Source organism: Bradyrhizobium sp. Mp19 (genome assembly GCF_029952935.1).
GTDB classification, from domain to species: Bacteria; Pseudomonadota; Alphaproteobacteria; order Rhizobiales; family Xanthobacteraceae; genus Bradyrhizobium; species Bradyrhizobium elkanii.
Genome location: NZ_JASAUT010000074.1, coordinates 20054 through 36345 on the forward strand (window position 1 = coordinate 20054; position 16292 = coordinate 36345).

Here is a 16292-nt window from a genome sequence, read left to right on the forward strand (position 1 = left end):
GGCTTGCATCGCGATGTAGCCAGCAAGCCGCTCGTCGGAGCGCACGCCAGCCAAACCAGAAAAGCGATGATCAGGCTGGGGCTAGAATGGCTGACGGGGCTAGGGTTTCGCGCGCCCTGATTTTGGGCGCGTCGGTGTTTTCATTTGCGGCAGCACTGCCGGAATGCGGGTTCGCGCAGGCCGCCGATCCGTCGGCTGCGCGTCCTTCTACCGAACGGCCGAAGCAGGCCAAGCGGAAGCCGCAGCCGGCGGCCGAAGCTCAGGCGGCGCCGGCGGCGATGAATGCGCGGGCGCAAATCGGCGCGGTGCCGGTGCAATCGCTCGACACCATCACAGCCGTGGCGTCAAAGACCGAGGAGCGCGCGATCGATGCGCTGGCGCCGGTCAGCTCCGTCACGCTGGAGAAGATCCAAGGCCTGCAGCCGAACCGGCTTTCCGATATTTTCTACAATGTGCCCGGCGTCTCGGTCCAGGAGCGCGGCGACGATCCGGCGACCGTCATCAACATCCGCGGCCTGCAGGATTTCGGCCGTGTCGCTGTTGTCGTCGACGGCGCGCGGCAGAACTATCAGCGCACCGGTCACAACGCCAACGGGTCGTTCTTCCTCGATCCCGAATTGATCGGCGGCGTCGACGTGGTGCGCGGCCCGACCGCGAACATCTACGGCTCCGGCGCGATCGGCGGTGTGGTTTCGTTCCGCACCAAGGACATCGACGACGTGGTGCGTCCGGGCGAGCGTTGGGGTGTCGACATGTCGGGCTCCTATGGCACCAACACGGACCGCGGCATGGGCTCGGTGTTCGGCGGCGTGCGCGTCGATCCGAACGTCGATGTGTTCGGCGGCGCGGTCTATCGCACCCAGGGCAATTACAAGGACGGCGCGGGCACCGAGATCGGCAACACCGGCAATGATATCGCGGCCGGCTTGATGAAGGTGACGTTCCGTCCGGCCGAAGGCCACGAGTTCAAGATCGGCGGCATCTTCCAGGACTACCAGTACAATATCGGCCAGCCGAACCGCGGCCCGACCACGACGGCGGCGCCGCTCGCCGCGATCGCGGGCTCCTCGGTCTACGCCTCCGACGCGAAGAATTACACGGGTACGTTGAGCTGGCGATATTCCAAGCCCGATGACATGCTGTTCGACTGGAATATCTCGGTCTACGGCAACCGCACCGACAACGACCAGGTCAAGACCTACAACAACCGCATCACCACCGGCGGCGGCGTCTGCACGCTAGCCAATCCCGGCAACAACATTTCTGGCTGCGTCGGCGACAAGCGCGGCTATTTGCTGGATACGGTTGGTGTCGACGTCAACAACACCTCGCGCTTCAATTTCGGCGACTGGCGCAACGCCGTGACCTACGGCTTCGACGCCTTCCGCGACGATGTCGAGACGTTCGATTCGCGCGGCAATTCCAACATCACGACGCCGGGCGGCCAGCGCACCGTGTCCGGCGGCTTCGTGCAGCTGAAGCAGAACTATTCGACGTGGCTCGAGCTGATCAGCGCTGTCCGCTACGACCATTACGAGCTCAATTCGATCAACACCACGACCAGCGGCGACCGGCTGTCGCCGAAGATCACGCTCGGCGTCACGCCGGTTGCTGGCTTCACGCCCTATGTCAGCTATGCCGAAGGCTATCGCGCGCCGTCGATCACCGAGACCCTGATCGCGGGCGGCCACGCCACCGGCGGTGGGCCGGCGCTGTTCAACTGCCCCGACGGCACCAGCGGTCTGTTCTGCTTCCTGCCCAATGCGGCGCTGCGGCCGGAGGTCGGCAAGAACAAGGAAGCTGGCATCAATCTGAAATATGACGGCATCTTCACGGCGAGCGACTCGTTCCGCGGCAAGATCAACGTGTTCCGCAACGACGTCGACGGCTATATCGACCTCGTCGCTTCGGCGCCGACCCTGACGCCGTTCGGGCGGTTCAGCCAGTTCTATCAGTACCAGAACATCGCCCACGCCCGCATCGAGGGTTTCGAGCTCGAGACGATGTACGATGCGGGCGACTGGTTCGTCGGCGTCGCCGGCCATCTGATGCGCGGCCGGAACACCCAGACCAATGTCGGGCTCGCCACCATCACGCCGCGCAAGGTGACGACGACGGGCGGCGTCCGCCTGCTCGACCGTTCGCTGATCATTGCCGCGCAATGGTCCTCGTTCGGCGCCAACAACGACCTGCCGGCGGGCTATCTGCCCTCGACCGGCTACGAGCTCGTCAACCTTTATCTGACCTGGAACGCCACCAAGGACATCACCTTCACGGCGTCGGTCGACAACCTCTTGAACCAGTACTACCGGCCTTATGCGATCCCGGGCTCCTCGACCGACGGCACGACGCAGAACGACGTGCTGTTCTCGAGCCCCGGTCCGGGCACCGTCTACAAGGCCGGGCTCAGGATTCACCTAGGTGGAGCGTAATGCGAGACGCCGATCATTCCATCCAGGTTGCTCCGGCCGCGCTGGTGCCCCCAGCGCGGCTTTGGCGCGTTCATGTTATTAACGAGATCAACCGGCAGGATCCGGGCATCCGCCGTCAAACAGGAGAGAGTTTTCATGTTCATCGCAATGAACCGGTTCCAGGTGATCAAGGGCAAGGAGCAGGCGTTCGAGACGGTCTGGAAGACGCGCGAATCCTATCTCGGCGATCTGCCTGGATTCATCGAATTTCATCTGGTGAAGGGCCCCGAGGCCGAGGACCACACGCTCTATGCGACCCACACGGTGTGGGCCAGCAAGGCGGCGTTCGAGGACTGGACGAAATCCGATGCGTTCCGCCGCGCCCATTCCCGCGCCGGCAACGAGACCGGCGGCAGCCTCTATCTCGGCCATCCCAAATTCGAGGGCTTTGAGGTGCTGATCACCGAGCGCGCGAAGAGCCCGGCATGACGGAGGCGGCCGTGCAGAACGCGGAGCTAGCGGGATTGAAGGCCTATATGGCCGACAATCCCGGCGCGGTCATCGAGGATGTCGCGCGTGAGCGCAAGGTGACGCCGCGCGCGGTGCTCGAGGCGCTCCCCGAGAGCATGGTGCGGATCGGCCCCGGCGAATTTGCCGCCGCGATGCAGGACATCGCGGAGTGGGGCGAGGTGACGCTGATCGTGCATACCGATGACGCGATCTTCGAGTTCACCGGCACCATTCCGAACGGCGAGGTCGGCCGCGGCTACTTCAACCTGATGCAGCCGAAGGGCCTGCACGGCCACCTGAGGCATGAGCGTTGCGCGGCGATCGCCTTTGTCGAGCGGCCTTTCATGGGCAAGGTGTCGGCGGTCATCGCCTTCATCAATCGCGACGGCGGCATCATGTTCAAGGTGTTCGTCGGCCGCGACGAGACGCGCGCGCTGCGCGGCGATCAGCTGGTGCGCTTTCATGCGCTGGCGGACCGCCTCGCACCGAACGCGGGCTGACACCAACGAAGGACGGGAGGCGATCATGTCGCAGCGTTGGCTTGGGCGAGGCATTTGGATGGCGGCGTCGGCCGGGCTCGGCATGCTGCCGGGCGCGAGCCTTGCCGCAGCCAACGCCGCACTGCTGCCGCGCAACCTCTCGCCCTGGGGCATGTTCGAAAGCGCCGACATCGTCGTGAAGGCGGTGATAGTCGGGCTCGCCTTCGCCTCGCTCGTCACCTGGACGGTCTGGCTCGCCAAGACCGTCGAGATCCGCCGCAAGACCGCGCTCGCCCGGCAGCGGATCGGTCTGCTGGAGCGCGACACCCAGGTCGCCGAGGTCGAGCAGGCGAGCCGCGACGGCAACGACGCGGTGGCGCAGATCGTGCAATCGGCCTCGCGCGAGGCTGCGCTGTCCGGCGGGATGTTCGACGACGGCTTCAAGGAGCGCATCGCGCTGCGGCTGGAGCGGGTCGAAGCGGCGATGTCGCGGCGGATCGCGCGCGGCACCGGTGTGCTGGCGACGATCGGCGCCACCGCGCCGTTCGTCGGCCTGTTCGGCACGGTGTGGGGGATCATGAATGCCTTCATCGGCATCTCCGAGGCCCACACCACCAATCTTGCGGTGGTCGCGCCCGGCATCGCCGAGGCGCTGCTGGCGACCGCGCTCGGCCTGGTCGCTGCGATTCCGGCGGTCGTGATCTACAATCACCTGACCCGTTCGATCGCGTCCTACCGCGCATTGCTCGGCGACGCCTCCGTCATGGTGATGCTGCTGGTCAGCCGCGAGGGCGATCGCAGCCTGTTCCGGCTGGCACGCGCTGCGGAGTAGCAGATGGGCGTCAAGCTCGGCTCCGGCGGCGCGTTCAGGCGTCGCGGCGATGACGATCTGGTCGAGGCGCACGAGATCAACGTCACGCCGTTCATCGACGTGATGCTGGTGCTGCTCATCATCTTCATGGTGGCGGCGCCGCTTGCGACCGTCGATCTCGGCGTCGATCTGCCGGCCTCGACCGCCGAGCCGCAGCCGCGGCCGGACAAGCCGGTGTTCGTCACCGTGAAGCCCGATCTCTCCGTCGCGGTCGGCGAGGACGTGATCGCGCGCGAGATGCTGACGTCAACGCTTGATGGCGCCATGCAAGGCAGGAAGGAAGAGCGTATCTTCCTGCGCGCCGACAAGGCGGTCAGCTATGGCGATCTGATGGAAGTGATGAACCTGCTGCGCAACGCCGGCTATCTCAAGATCGCGCTGGTCGGCCTCGACGGACGCAGCTGATCCATGAATGCGTACGCGCTTCATGATGCGGGCGGCGAGATCTGGCTGAGGCGCTGGGGCCTGTCGGCGGCAGCGATCCTGGCGGCGCATGCGGCGCTGCTCGCGCTCGGGATGGCATGGGTCTCGGCACCGCCGCCGGGCGTTGCGGTGCCGGCGGTGCTGGTCGACCTGACGCCGATCACCTCGGCGCCGGAGATTTCGGAGACCGAGCTGCCGCCGGGCCCGGCGATGCAGGAGGCCGACGCGTCGCCGCCGAAGCCTGCCGCCGCGCAGCCCGTGCAGCAGGAGATCGCGCCGACGCCGATGCAGGAGAAGCCCGACGTCGTTGCGCCGCCGGAACAGAAGCCGCAGATCACGCCGCCGACACCCGAGCCCGCGAAAGTCGTTCCGGAGACGAAGCCCGAACCGGTCAAGCCGAAGGTGGTGCGTCGGGATGCCAAGAAGCCATCCGAGGCGACGCCGGCACCGCGCACCAGCGCGCCAAGCCGCGCCGAACGGCAGGCGCCGGCTGCCTCCGCGATCAGCGCCGGTGCAGCGGCGTCAGCGATCGCGGCCTATAACGCCCGCGTCCGCGCGCATCTGTTACGCTTCCACTCCTATCCGACCGGCGGCAACGGCCAGCGCGGCGTGGTCCGCCTGGTGTTCACGCTCGGCCGCGGCGGACAGGTGCTGTCGAGCCATCTCGGCGGCTCGTCCGGCAATCCAACCTTCGACGCGCGGGCGCTGGCGATGGTGCGCCAGGCCCAACCGTTTCCCGCGTTTCCGTCCGAGATCACGCAGGGCTCGATGGGTTTCTCCGTGCCGGTCGCGTTCGTGCCGCGGTAGCGTCAGATTCTTGTTGATCCAAGCCGCGCTTCCTACCCCGTCATCCTGAGGTGCGAGCCTTGCGGCGCGCTTGCGCCGCTGGGCGAGCCTCGAAGGATGAATCGGCCACCGGCGGGGCCGTGCATCCTTCGAGGCTCGCCGAAGTGGCTCGCACCTCAGGATGACGGAGATAGAGCGAATTGCGCGTCCCTGTGCCCAACTACTCCTTCACCGCCCCCGTCAGCGACGACACGTAGTAGTCGACGAACAGCGAGTAGAACAGCGCGACCGGCAGTGAGCCGAGCAGCGAGCCCGCCATCAGCGCGCCCCACTGGTAGACGTCGCCGGTAACGAGCTCGGTCAGGATCGCGACCGGCACCGTCTTGTTGGCGCCGCTCTGGATGAAGGCGAGCGCGTAGATGAACTCGTTCCAGGACAGCGTGAAGGAGAAGATGCCGGCCGAGATCAGGCCGGGCACCGCGAGCGGCAGCGTGATCCGCCACAGGATCTGCAGCCGCGTCGCGCCGTCGACCAGCGCGCACTCCTCGAGCTCGTATGGGATCGACTTGAAATAGCCGATCAGGAGCCAGGTGCAGAACGGCACCAGGAAGGTCGGATAGACCAGGATCAACGCCAGCGGCGAATCGAACAGGCCGAACTGTACGATCACGGTGGCGAGCGGAATGAACAGGATCGACGGCGGCACCAGATAGGCGAGGTAGATGCCGAGGCCGACATAGGGACTGCCGCGGAAGCGCAACCGCTCGATCGCGTAGGCGGCGAGCGTCGAGGCGAACAGCGACAGGAAGGTCGAGCCGATCGCGACCAGCATGGTGGTCTTCAGCCAGCGCGGATAGGCGGTGTCGAACAACAAATGCTTGATATGCGCGAGCGTCGGCGAGGTGATCCAGAACGGATTGTGCTCCTTGTAGTTCAGCAGCTCCGCGTTCGGTTTGAACGAGGTGACCGCCATCCAGTAGAACGGGAACAGCAGGATCAGGATGAAGCAGGCGAGCGGCAGATAGATCATCACCACGCGGCGGGCGCGGGAGTCCCACGCCATCGTGTCGGGCGTGGCGCTGGCGACGTTGGAGGATTGGGCTGCAACGTCAGTCATTGGCTTCTCCCTGCTGCCATTTGCGGCGCGCGAGGCCGAAGTAGCTGAACAATGTTGCGAACACCAGGAACGGGATCATCGAGACGGCGATCGCGGCACCTTCGCCGAGCTCGCCGCCGGCGATGCCGCGCTGGAACGCCAGTGTCGCGAGCAGATGGGTCGAGTTGACTGGGCCGCCGCGGGTGATGGCGTAAACCAGCTGGAAGTCGGTGAAGGTGAAGATGATCGAGAACGTCATCACGATCGCCAGGATCGGCATCATCATCGGGAAGGTGATGTAGCGGAAGCGCTGCCAGGAGGTGGCGCCGTCGAGCATCGCCGCCTCGTAGAGCGAGGGCGAGATGGTCTGCAGCCCCGCCAGCAGCGAGATCGCGACGAACGGGATGCCGCGCCAGATATTGGCGGCGATCAGCGAGAACCGCGCCGGCCAGGGCGAGCCGAGGAAGTCGACATTGCTGTCGCGCCAGTGCAGCACGTCGACCAGGAGATAGGAGATGATCGAGAACTGCGGATCGTAGATCCACCAGAACGCCAGCGCGGAGAGCACCGTCGGCACGATCCACGGCAACAGCACGATGGCGCGGATCAGGCTCTTGAACGGGAAATGGTTGTTGAGCAGCAGCGCCAGCCAGAAGCCGAGCGCAAATTTTCCGAAGGTTGCGATCGCGGTATAGAAGATCGAGTAGAACACCGCGTTCCACCACAAGGAATCCTTGAGCAGATACTGGAAGTTCTCAAGTCCGATGTAGATGCCGCGCTGGCCGATCGTGGTGTCGGTGAAGGCGAGCCAGATGCCGAGGCCCAGCGGGTAGGTGAGGAACACCAGCAGCAGGCCGATCGCCGGCGCAAGGCACATCACGATCAGGAACGGCTTGTAGTCGAACAGGCGCGCGAGCCGGCCCGGCTGGTGCAGCGCCGCGCCGCGTGAGGGGAGAGTGGTGACAGACATCAGGTTCTTGTCTCGGTCCGACTTCCAGGGTCATTCCGGGATGGTGCGTTAGCACCAGACCCGGAATCTCGAGATTCCGGGTTCGATGCTACGCATCGCCTCGGAATGACAGCGGCTTGAGGTCGATCTTACCGGCCTTGCCGCCGGAAGTACCGCTTCGCGCGCTGTTCGGCTTCGGCGGCGGCGGCCTCGGGCGTTGCGGCGTCGGTCGCGACCGAGGCGCACATCTGCACCATCACATAGTCGGCGTTGACGGCGCCGGTCGCGGTCGAGATCGGCCCCTTGTAGCCGTTGTAGTAGGGGCTCCGCATCGTGTCCTTGAAGATCGCGACCTTGGGGTCGCTCGACCACACCGCGGCGTCGGCATAGGCCGCCAGCGGCTGCGACCAGTAACCGGAGTTGGCGTTGAGCCACGGCTCGTACTGCTCGTGCTCGAGCATGAACTGCAGGAATGCCTTCGCCGCGTTGGGATACTTGCTGTGCTTGAACACCATTGCGTTCAAGGTCAGGCCGGACATCGGAGAGGTCGGGGCCAGCCCCTTGATCAGGAACTGATGCGCGGTGTCGTCGGCGATCGCCTTGGTCGCGGGGTCGTTCTTCAGCGAGAAATACAGCGAGACGCCGTTTGCGGTCAGGCCGATCTCCTGCGACGAGTAGGCGCGGTTGTTGGAAACGTCGTTCCAGGACGGCGTACCGGCGATGAAGGTCGGATAGAGCTCCTTCAGATATTTCAGCGCCGCGATCGTTTCCTTGCTGTTGATGATGATGTTGCCTTCCTCATCGAGCAGCGCGGCGTTGTGCGACCACAACAGCCAGTTGGCGAAGCCGTTGCCGTCGCCGACCGCATTGCCGAGTGCGAAGCCCGCGGGCTTGCCGGCCGCCTTCAGCTTCTTGCAGAGTTCGAGGAAGCCGGCGTGGTCCTCCGGCACCTTGTCGAAGCCGGCGGCGTTGACCAGCGACTTGCGGTAGACCAGCGGGCCGCCCGAGGCGCCGAACGGCAGGCCGACCCAGCTCTTCGACTTCGAGCGCATGCCGTATCGGCGCGCCAGCGTGAGCCATCCGCCATAGCGCTTGTCGAGATAGTCGGCGACATCGGTCAGCTCGATCAGCTTGTCGATATAGATGTGCGGCGCGTCGCCGAAGCCGATGATGATGTCGGGGCCGGCGCCGGAGTTCGAGGTCACGGCGGTCTGCTGGTTGATGTCCTCCCAGCCGACGAAGTCGACCTTGATGTCGACCCCGGTCTTGTCGGTGAACTTCTTGGCATTGGCGCGGAACACGTCCTCGTCGGCCTGGACGAAGCGCACCGGCCGCAGCATGCGCAAGGTGGCGTCCTTTTCGATCGGCAGCGACGGCGCCGCCACGTCGGCAGCCTTCACCTTCGATGCCTCCTGCGCCGAAGCGCCGGTGACCGCCAGCGCCGCCGCGGAAGCCCCCAGCACCAGCGCGTCGCGACGCGTGATCTCGTACTTCATGTCGTTCGCACTCCCGTTCTTATTGTTTCGTTGTTGTTTTTCCTTCCCGGCGTTTGGCCGCCGGTGAAGGGTCTTGTGGTCTCGGCCCGCCCGCCGCGCAAAGGGCCCGCAAGAGGCGGGCCCCGCACGAAAAGCGCATTCCCGCCCTAGCTGTTCGGACCGCGATCCATGCTGACGGGCTGCCAGCGGCGCAACGCGGTGTTTTGCAGCACCGACGGGTTGACGCAGCTTACCGGCCACATGCCTTGCAGCACTAGTGACAATTCGTAGCCCACCCGGCGCTTGCGCGCCTCGTCAAAACGTGCCGACGCCGAGGCGACATGGGCGGTCAAGGTAACATTGTCCATCCCGAGCATCGGATTGTTGTGCGACGGGGGCTCCTTTTCCAGCACGTCGAGCGCGGCGTGGGCGATCCAGCCCTCCTGCAGCGCCTTGATCAGCGATTCCTCGTCGACCGTAGCGCCGCGGCCGGTGTTGATGAAGATCGCCGACTTTTTCATCTGACGAAAATGCTTCTCGGTCAGCATGTGGTGCACTTCGGGCCGCGCCGGGGCGTGCATCGAGACGAAATCCGACTGCGACAGCACCTCCGACAGCGTCGAGGGGATCACGCCGTGGTCGTACATCAGGGTTTCCTGGATGAAGGGATCGTAGGCCACCATCCTGAGGCCGAACGGCGCGGCGCGCTTGGCGACGGCGCGGGCGACCCGGCCGAATGAGATGAAGCCGAGCGTCTGGCCCATCAGCCGCGGAATCTTCAAGAGCGCCGGACGGCCCTCGGCCCAGCGCCCGGTGCGCACCATCTTGTCCTGCTCGATCAGGCGACGGAAGCCTGCGAGCAGCAGCATCATGGCGTGGTCGGCGACCTCCTCGATGAAGGTATCGGGGATGTTGGTGACGGGAATGCCGCGGGCGGTCGCGGCCTTGACGTCGACCGAGTCGACGCCGACGCTGCCGAGCGTGATCACCTTGCAGTTCTCGAGCGCGTCGATCACCGCCTTGGTGATCGGCATGCCCTTGGCGTAGATCGCGTCGGCGGTGCGTGCCGCCGCGATGAATTCGGCCTCATTGGCCGGCGCCTCGACGATCTCGGCGCCGATCGGATCGAGCGCCTCGCGCTCATAATCGTAGCCGCCGCCTGCGACCGTGAAGCTCGCGCCCTTCGGCGTGACCACCCTGAATTTCGACATTGTCTGCTCCCGATGTGAGTCTGCTGTTCTTGCTTCTTGCTTCTTGCTGGTTTGCTGCTGGATCTTGCTTCTTGGTCTTCTTGCTTCTTGGGGCGTGGCTGGAGTCCGCCGCCTTCCCATGCTTGTACGCGAGCCGCGCTGTTCTCTCCACAATTGCCGGTTGGTCCGCGGCCTGATTCTCCGGGCTTCTACGGGGAACCTCCGTAACCATCAGGTAAAGGGTCTCACATTACGGTGCGCGGAATCAATCCGCCAATCGCGTCGCGTTCCCCGCCTCTTCTGGAGACCCCCGTGAAGCTGTCAAATCTGAAGATCACCCCCAAGCTCGGCATTCTGGTGGGGGTGACCCTCCTTGGCCTGTGCACGGCCGGCATCCTCGCCGGTCACCTGATGCAGCGGGAGATGCTGAATGCGCGCATCGATCAGGCCAAGGCCATCGTCGAGATGGCGAAGAACATGGCGGCGGGCCTGAAGAAGGATGTCGATGCCGGCAAGCTGACCAAGGAAGCGGCACTGGCCGAGTTCGGCAAGCGCGCCAACACCCTGACCTACGACAACGGCGCCGGCTATCTGTTCGGCACCGACTACAACGGCATCACGGTGCTGGCGCCCGATCCGAAGCAGGTCGGAACCAATCGCATGGACGTCGTGACCAATGGTCGCAAGCTCTCGCAGGAACTGATGGACGGCGTGAAGGCCAAGGGCGAGATCCTGCTGTTCTATGATTATGTGAAGCCCGGCCAGGAGACGCCGATCCGCAAGCTCGGCTACGCCGTCGCGGTCCCCGGCTTCGACATGTATCTCGGCACCGGCGCCTATCTCGACGATATCGATGCCAAGATGCGGCCGATTGCCTGGCTGCTCGGCCTCGCGATCCTCGGCATCGGCATCGTTTCCGGTTCGGTCGCCTGGCTGATCGGCCGCAGCATCTCCCGTCCGCTCAACCTGCTCGGCGCCCGCATGCGCGACATCGCCGACGGTAAGCTCGACGGTGACATCCCCGGCGTCGGCCGCGGTGACGAGGTCGGCGGAATGGCGGCCACGGTTCAGGTCTTCAAGGACAACGCGGTTCGCATCCGCGGTTTGGAACAGGCCGAGGCCGAGACCAAAGCACGCGCGGAGGCCGAGCGCCGTGGTGCGATGGAGAATATCGCCAACGATTTCGAGCGCAGCGTGAACGGCATCGTCCGCACGGTGGCCTCCGCCGCCGCCGGCATGCAGACCACGGCGCAGTCGATGACCGCAACCGCCAGCGATGCCAGCGCGCGGGCCGCCACCGTCGGCGCGGCGTCCGACAGCGCCTCCAACAATGTCGGCACCGTCGCCGCGGCCGCCGAGGAGCTCTCCAGCTCTGTTGCCGAGATCTCCCGCCAGGTGGCGCGCTCCAGCGAGGTCGCAAGCCAGGCGGTGGCCGATGCCGAGCGCACCAATGCGACCGTGCAGGCGCTCTCCACCGGCGCCGAGAAGATCGGCGAGGTGGTCAAGCTGATCCACTCGATCGCAGCCCAGACCAACCTGCTCGCGCTCAATGCCACCATCGAGGCGGCGCGCGCCGGCGAGTCCGGCCGCGGTTTCGCGGTGGTCGCCTCCGAAGTGAAGGCGCTGGCCAACCAGACTGCGAAGGCGACCGAGGAGATCTCGGCGCAGGTCGCGGCGATGCAGGCGTCCACCGGCGAGGCCGTGACCTCGATCGGCGGCATCACAGCGACCATCGCGCAGATGAGCGAGATTACCGCCTCGATCTCGACCGCGATCGACCAGCAGGGCGATGCGACGCGTGAGATCGCGCGCAACATCCAGCAGGTCGCGGCCGGCTCGAGCGAGATCTCCGCCCATATCGGCGGCGTCACGTCAGCGGCCGCCGCCACCGGCACCGCGGCCGGCGACGTGCTGTCGAATGCCCGCGAGCTCGACACGCAGTCCGGCATGCTGCGCAATGCGGTCGACGAGTTCCTGCAGAAGGTGCGCGCGGCGTAAGCGAGCCGCGTAGGGTGGGTTAGCGACGCTACGCCACCCAACGATTCCGCATCCCCGTCATCCTGAGGAGCGCGCTTTTGCGCGCGTCTCGAAGGATGCACGGCCACCAGCCGGGCCGTCGATCCTTCGAGACGGCCGCGTTGCGGCCTCCTCAGGATGACGGAGTTGGCAGACTTCGTCGCTTCGCTTCGCTCGCAATAACGGGTGTCTCTACTGCTTCTCGATCCCGGCGTCGGCGATCAGCTTCTCCCACAGCACGAGCTGCTCCTTGAGGAATGCCTCGAACTCCTCGGGCGTGCCGGAGAATGCCTCCATGCCGCGCTCGGCGAGCTGGCTTTTGATATCCGGCCGCTCGACGATCTTGCGGATCTCCGCATTCAGCCTGACCACGACGTCCTTCGGCATGTTGGCGGGACCGAGATAGCCTTGCCAGGAGGTGATATCAAAACCCTTCACGGTGTCGTCCATCGTGGGCAGGTCCGGCAGCAGCGCCGACTTCCGCTTGGTGGTGACGGCGAGCGGCTTCAGCACCTTGGCGTTGACGTGCGGCAGCCCGGTCGGCACGTCGATGAACATCATCGAGATGCGGCCGGCGATGACGTCGGTCAGTGCCGGCGGCGAGCTCTTGTAGGGCACATGCAGAAGGTCGATGCCGGCGAGGCGCGCGAAGGTCGCGCCGGAGACGCTCGCCGACGACGAGCCGCTGGCGTAGCTGTACTTGCCCGGCTCCTTCTTGGCGAGCGCGATCAACTCGGCGACCGAGTTCGCCGGGATGTCCGGATGGATCACCAGCATGAAGGGCAGGTCGCCGGTGCGCGCGATCGGCGTGAAATCCTTGATCGGATCGTAGTTCATGGTCTTGAGCAGATACGGATTGGCCGAGTGCGTCGTGTTCGTGGTGACGAACAGCGTGTAGCCGTCGGGGGCGGAGCGGGCGACATAGTTCGCCGCGATCGACCCGTTGGCGCCGGCCCGGTTGTCGATCACCATGCCGACGCCGAGCGCAACCCCGAGCTCCTTGGAGATCAGCCGCGTCGTGGTGTCGGTGCCGCTGCCGGCGGCAAACGGCAGCACCAGCGTGATGTTGCGGGTGGGATAGGTCTGGGCAAGTGCCGCATCGGACATCGCCGCGAACGCGGCGGCGGCCGCGGCGGCCAGGCAGCAATATCGTCTCAATCCCATGATCATGTCGTCGTCCCCCCGGCGCAGGCCCTGAACAGGCCGATTGCGGCCGAAGCTAGCCCGGCCGCCATGGCCGCGGAAGCCGTGCCGGGAGCAGCCTTTCGCCGCATGGTCACTCCCGGGCCGTCGCAGGGGCGCGCTGCCAAAAATATCGAAAACAACCCCATGCAAAGGAGCCGGTGGCGGCCGCGCTCGACCAGGCAACTTGACACGTCGGGCAAATCAGCGCCATTGTTCCGATATTCCGAAAATTGGTCGTAAGGGACGCTACGATCCCGCCGGGAAGACCTGCGCGACGTGAAACGCCTTGGTGGTGATGAGCCACCGGCCATCGATCCGATGAAACACCAGATGATCGATGAAGCCGGTCTGGCCGGCCCTGACGCGCACTTTGGCGACGGCCAGATCGGACGCGGTCTGGTCGATGCTGATGATGGCCTCCTCGCGCGGCGATTTCATCGACGCCGGCGAGGGACGGCTGCGGATGAAGTCGCGGAATTCGGCGGCCGACCGCACCGTGTGCTTGCCGTCCCGGATGCCGTGCACGATGCAGGCATCGGAGAAGACGTCGCGGAACCGGCTATCGTCGACGTCGTACATCAGGTTGAAATATCCATCGATCGCGGATGCGATGGCCTGGATGTCGCTCATTGCAAAATCTCCTTGGCGGTTGATGTGGCGGTGGCCGCACCGGATCGAACCGGTGATCTGCGCCGACAGTGGCCGATATGATGGCGGAGTGCTACGACTGGGCGGTCATCTCTTGGATGACTGAAAGGCATCGGCATGGACGAAGTTGACGGTCGGCTGGTTGGCGGCCTGGTGGTCCTCGCGGCGCTGGCGGATGCGCGCAGTTTTGGCCGGGCCGCCGAACGGCTCGGTATGACGCAATCCGGGGTCAGCAAGGCGATCGCCAAGCTCGAGGCGCGTCTCGATGCCAGGCTGGTTCACCGCACGAGCCGCGCCGTCGAGCTCACCGAGGAAGGACGCGCGCTGTATGAGCGGGTTGCCGCGCATCTGGCGGGGATCGGCGAGGCGGCGGCGGAGACCGCGAAATCGCGCGATGCGGTTCGCGGCAGGCTGCGGGTCAATGTCGACCCGCTGTTCTCCCGCATGGTGCTGTCGCCGAAGCTGAGCGAGTTCCTGCTGCAGAATCCGGGCATGGAGCTGCGTATCGAGACCCGCGACCGGATCGCGGATCTGGTCAGCGACGGTTTTGATCTGGCGGTGCGTTTCGGCGAGCCGACGCCATCGGCGCTGATTGCGCGCCGCGTACTCGATACGCGCGTGCTCACCGTGGCCTCGCCGATCTATCTCGAACGACACGGCCGGCCGCTTGATCCGCGGGAGCTGGCAAGCCGCGACCATCAGTGCATCCAGGCAATCGACGCGGCGACCGGGCGTCCCTTCGATTGGGAATTTCGACGTGGCGGCGAGGTCGTGCCGGTCGCGGTCAACGGGCGGCTGACGGTGACCGATTCGGGAACCAAGCTCGGCGCTTGCCTGGCCGGCTTCGGCATCGCGCAGGTGATCGATCTCGGCCTCGACGATCACCTGAGGAGCGGCGCGCTGATCGAGCTGTTTCCAGACTGGCCCGACGAGCGTTTTCCGCTCTACGTCTATTACGCCTCGCGCAACCACGTGCCGGCCAAGGTGAGGCGGTTCATCGACTTCATCACGGAAACGCTGGCGGCAAAGTCACATTCGCCGCGCAAATCCGCCGGCTTGCGCAAGGTAGGCTAGCGATCTCTCGGCGTCAGCCAGGCTTCGCGGAGCCTTTGGCGGAACCTTGCCGTGAGGCGATGATGACGCCGGCGAGCACCAGCGCGTAGCCGATCAAATGGAACGGCGCGAGCGTCTCGCCGAGCAGCAGGATCGCCATCGCCGAGCCGAACACCGGCACCAGATGGAAGAACGGCGCGGCGCGGTTCGGGCCGATCAGCGCGACGCCGCGGTTGAAGAACAGATAGGCAAGCGTGGACGGGAAGATCAGCGTGTAGCCCAGCGTGGCAAAGGTCAGGACGTCGAGCTTCAGCGTCACGCCGCTTAAGAATTCCCAGGCCGCCACCGGCAGCAGCATCAGCGCACCGCAGCAGGTGGTGAACGAGATCAGCGAGAGCTGATGGATTTTCGGCCGCCGCGGGATCAGCGCCGAATAGAGCCCGAACGACACCAGCGAGGCGCCGAACATGATGTCGCCCCGGTTGAAGCTGATGCTGGCGAGCGCGGAGAAGTCGCCGCGCAGGATGATGGTCAGCACACCGGCCAGCGAGATCGCGATGCCGGCCAGCTGCGCCGGCGTCAACCGCACGCCGAACAGGATCAGCGACCACAGCGCCACGAACAGCGGCCCCGCCGACTGGATCAACAGCGCATTCAACGCCTCGGTGTACTGCATCGCCCAGTACGAGATCGCGTTGTTGAAGGCGAAGCCGACCGCGGACAACAGCAGCATCAGCGGCAGGGCGCTGCGCAGCTTCGGCCAGTCCTGTTTCAGGTGCGGCCAGGCGAACGGCAACAGGATCAGGAAGACGCCGAACCAGCGGATCGTGGTCAGCGTGACCGGCGGCACATGGCTGCCGACATGCCGCGCCAGCACGATGTTGGCGGCCCAGAACAGCGACGTCAGGCTGAGCAGCAGATAGGGCTGATTATTGAGCCAGCTGAGCGGCGAGCGGCGTGGCGTTGTGGCAGGTGCGGGCAAAGCGGTCATTATTGGGCGGATGTTGTGCCCGAATCCGCCGCCGCGACAAGACGAAAGAGCGGATTGGAGCCATGCGTGCGGGGCTACAATCTGGCGAGGGAGCCACACCGCCGGAGACGTCATTGCCGTGGAATAACAGAACCCGTCATCCTGAGAGGCTGTGAATCTATGTGATTTGAGGCGTTTCCGTTTGCGGAACGGTGAGTCGAATGATTCTC

At 65.4% G+C, this 16292-nt stretch carries 15 protein-coding genes; 8 read left to right on the forward strand and 7 right to left on the reverse strand.

The window, feature by feature from the left end:
- Nucleotides 1–86: 86 nt before the first annotated feature.
- The 6 genes from QJT82_RS40360 to QJT82_RS40385 all read left to right on the forward strand — a co-directional run bounded on the left by QJT82_RS40360 (nucleotide 87) and on the right by QJT82_RS40385 (nucleotide 5501).
- Nucleotides 87–2432 (forward strand): TonB-dependent hemoglobin/transferrin/lactoferrin family receptor, encoded by a 2346-nt coding sequence (locus QJT82_RS40360; protein WP_028340537.1) that lies wholly within the window; start codon nucleotides 87–89, stop codon nucleotides 2430–2432.
- Between the two features lie 135 nt (nucleotides 2433–2567).
- On the forward strand, nucleotides 2568–2900 hold the full coding sequence (locus QJT82_RS40365; RefSeq protein WP_021080657.1) for an antibiotic biosynthesis monooxygenase: 333 nt from the start codon (nucleotides 2568–2570) through the stop codon (nucleotides 2898–2900).
- Nucleotides 2897–3421 (forward strand): heme utilization cystosolic carrier protein HutX, encoded by a 525-nt coding sequence (gene hutX / locus QJT82_RS40370; protein ID WP_245288707.1) that lies wholly within the window; start codon nucleotides 2897–2899, stop codon nucleotides 3419–3421. The genes QJT82_RS40365 and hutX overlap by 4 nt, the downstream gene beginning before the upstream one ends.
- Before the next feature lie 58 nt (nucleotides 3422–3479).
- On the forward strand, nucleotides 3480–4232 hold the full coding sequence (gene exbB / locus QJT82_RS40375) for a tonB-system energizer ExbB (RefSeq protein WP_051447853.1): 753 nt from the start codon (nucleotides 3480–3482) through the stop codon (nucleotides 4230–4232).
- A 3-nt stretch (nucleotides 4233–4235) separates the two neighbouring features.
- A complete protein-coding gene (gene exbD, locus QJT82_RS40380) occupies nucleotides 4236–4676 on the forward strand; it encodes a TonB system transport protein ExbD (protein WP_028340534.1) in 441 nt (146 codons plus the stop codon).
- Nucleotides 4677–4679: 3 nt separating this feature from the next.
- Nucleotides 4680–5501, forward strand: a complete 822-nt coding sequence (locus QJT82_RS40385) for a TonB family protein (RefSeq protein WP_264641723.1) — start codon at nucleotides 4680–4682, stop codon at nucleotides 5499–5501.
- 199 nt (nucleotides 5502–5700) lie between these two features.
- Here the strand turns inward: QJT82_RS40385 and QJT82_RS40390 are convergent, their stop codons facing one another.
- The 4 genes from QJT82_RS40390 to QJT82_RS40405 all read right to left on the reverse strand — a co-directional run bounded on the left by QJT82_RS40390 (nucleotide 5701) and on the right by QJT82_RS40405 (nucleotide 10211).
- Nucleotides 5701–6597 carry a carbohydrate ABC transporter permease gene (locus QJT82_RS40390; protein ID WP_026193344.1) on the reverse strand — a complete coding sequence of 299 codons (897 nt, stop codon included), beginning with the start codon at nucleotides 6595–6597 and terminating at the stop codon, nucleotides 5701–5703.
- Complete coding sequence (locus tag QJT82_RS40395) at nucleotides 6590–7546, reverse strand: sugar ABC transporter permease (RefSeq protein ID WP_028340532.1); 957 nt, start codon at nucleotides 7544–7546, stop codon at nucleotides 6590–6592. Before QJT82_RS40395 ends, QJT82_RS40390 begins: the two co-directional genes overlap by 8 nt.
- A 128-nt stretch (nucleotides 7547–7674) precedes the next feature.
- Nucleotides 7675–9021 (reverse strand): extracellular solute-binding protein, encoded by a 1347-nt coding sequence (locus tag QJT82_RS40400; protein ID WP_028340531.1) that lies wholly within the window; start codon nucleotides 9019–9021, stop codon nucleotides 7675–7677.
- Between the two features lie 146 nt (nucleotides 9022–9167).
- Entirely contained in the window at nucleotides 9168–10211 is a 1044-nt protein-coding gene (locus QJT82_RS40405) for a C-terminal binding protein (RefSeq protein WP_028340530.1), read from the reverse strand.
- 291 nt (nucleotides 10212–10502) lie between these two features.
- Here QJT82_RS40405 and QJT82_RS40410 point away from each other — a divergent pair, with 291 nt between their 5' ends.
- The gene (locus QJT82_RS40410) at nucleotides 10503–12188 is read left to right on the forward strand and encodes a methyl-accepting chemotaxis protein (RefSeq protein WP_028340529.1); all 1686 of its coding nucleotides are present in this window, start codon (nucleotides 10503–10505) and stop codon (nucleotides 12186–12188) included.
- A gap of 210 nt (nucleotides 12189–12398) precedes the next feature.
- On the opposite strand, the gene QJT82_RS40415 is transcribed toward QJT82_RS40410, so the two are convergent.
- Nucleotides 12399–13313 carry a tripartite tricarboxylate transporter substrate binding protein gene (locus QJT82_RS40415; RefSeq protein ID WP_245288710.1) on the reverse strand — a complete coding sequence of 305 codons (915 nt, stop codon included), beginning with the start codon at nucleotides 13311–13313 and terminating at the stop codon, nucleotides 12399–12401.
- Nucleotides 13314–13637: 324 nt separating this feature from the next.
- Nucleotides 13638–14021, reverse strand: coding sequence for a nuclear transport factor 2 family protein (locus QJT82_RS40420; protein WP_035631506.1), 384 nt, complete (start codon nucleotides 14019–14021; stop codon nucleotides 13638–13640).
- Nucleotides 14022–14156: 135 nt separating this feature from the next.
- Here QJT82_RS40420 and QJT82_RS40425 point away from each other — a divergent pair, with 135 nt between their 5' ends.
- Entirely contained in the window at nucleotides 14157–15113 is a 957-nt protein-coding gene (locus QJT82_RS40425; RefSeq protein ID WP_028340526.1) for a LysR family transcriptional regulator, read from the forward strand.
- Nucleotides 15114–15126: 13 nt separating this feature from the next.
- On the opposite strand, the gene QJT82_RS40430 is transcribed toward QJT82_RS40425, so the two are convergent.
- Entirely contained in the window at nucleotides 15127–16083 is a 957-nt protein-coding gene (locus tag QJT82_RS40430) for a DMT family transporter (protein WP_035631505.1), read from the reverse strand.
- Nucleotides 16084–16292 lie beyond the last annotated feature (209 nt).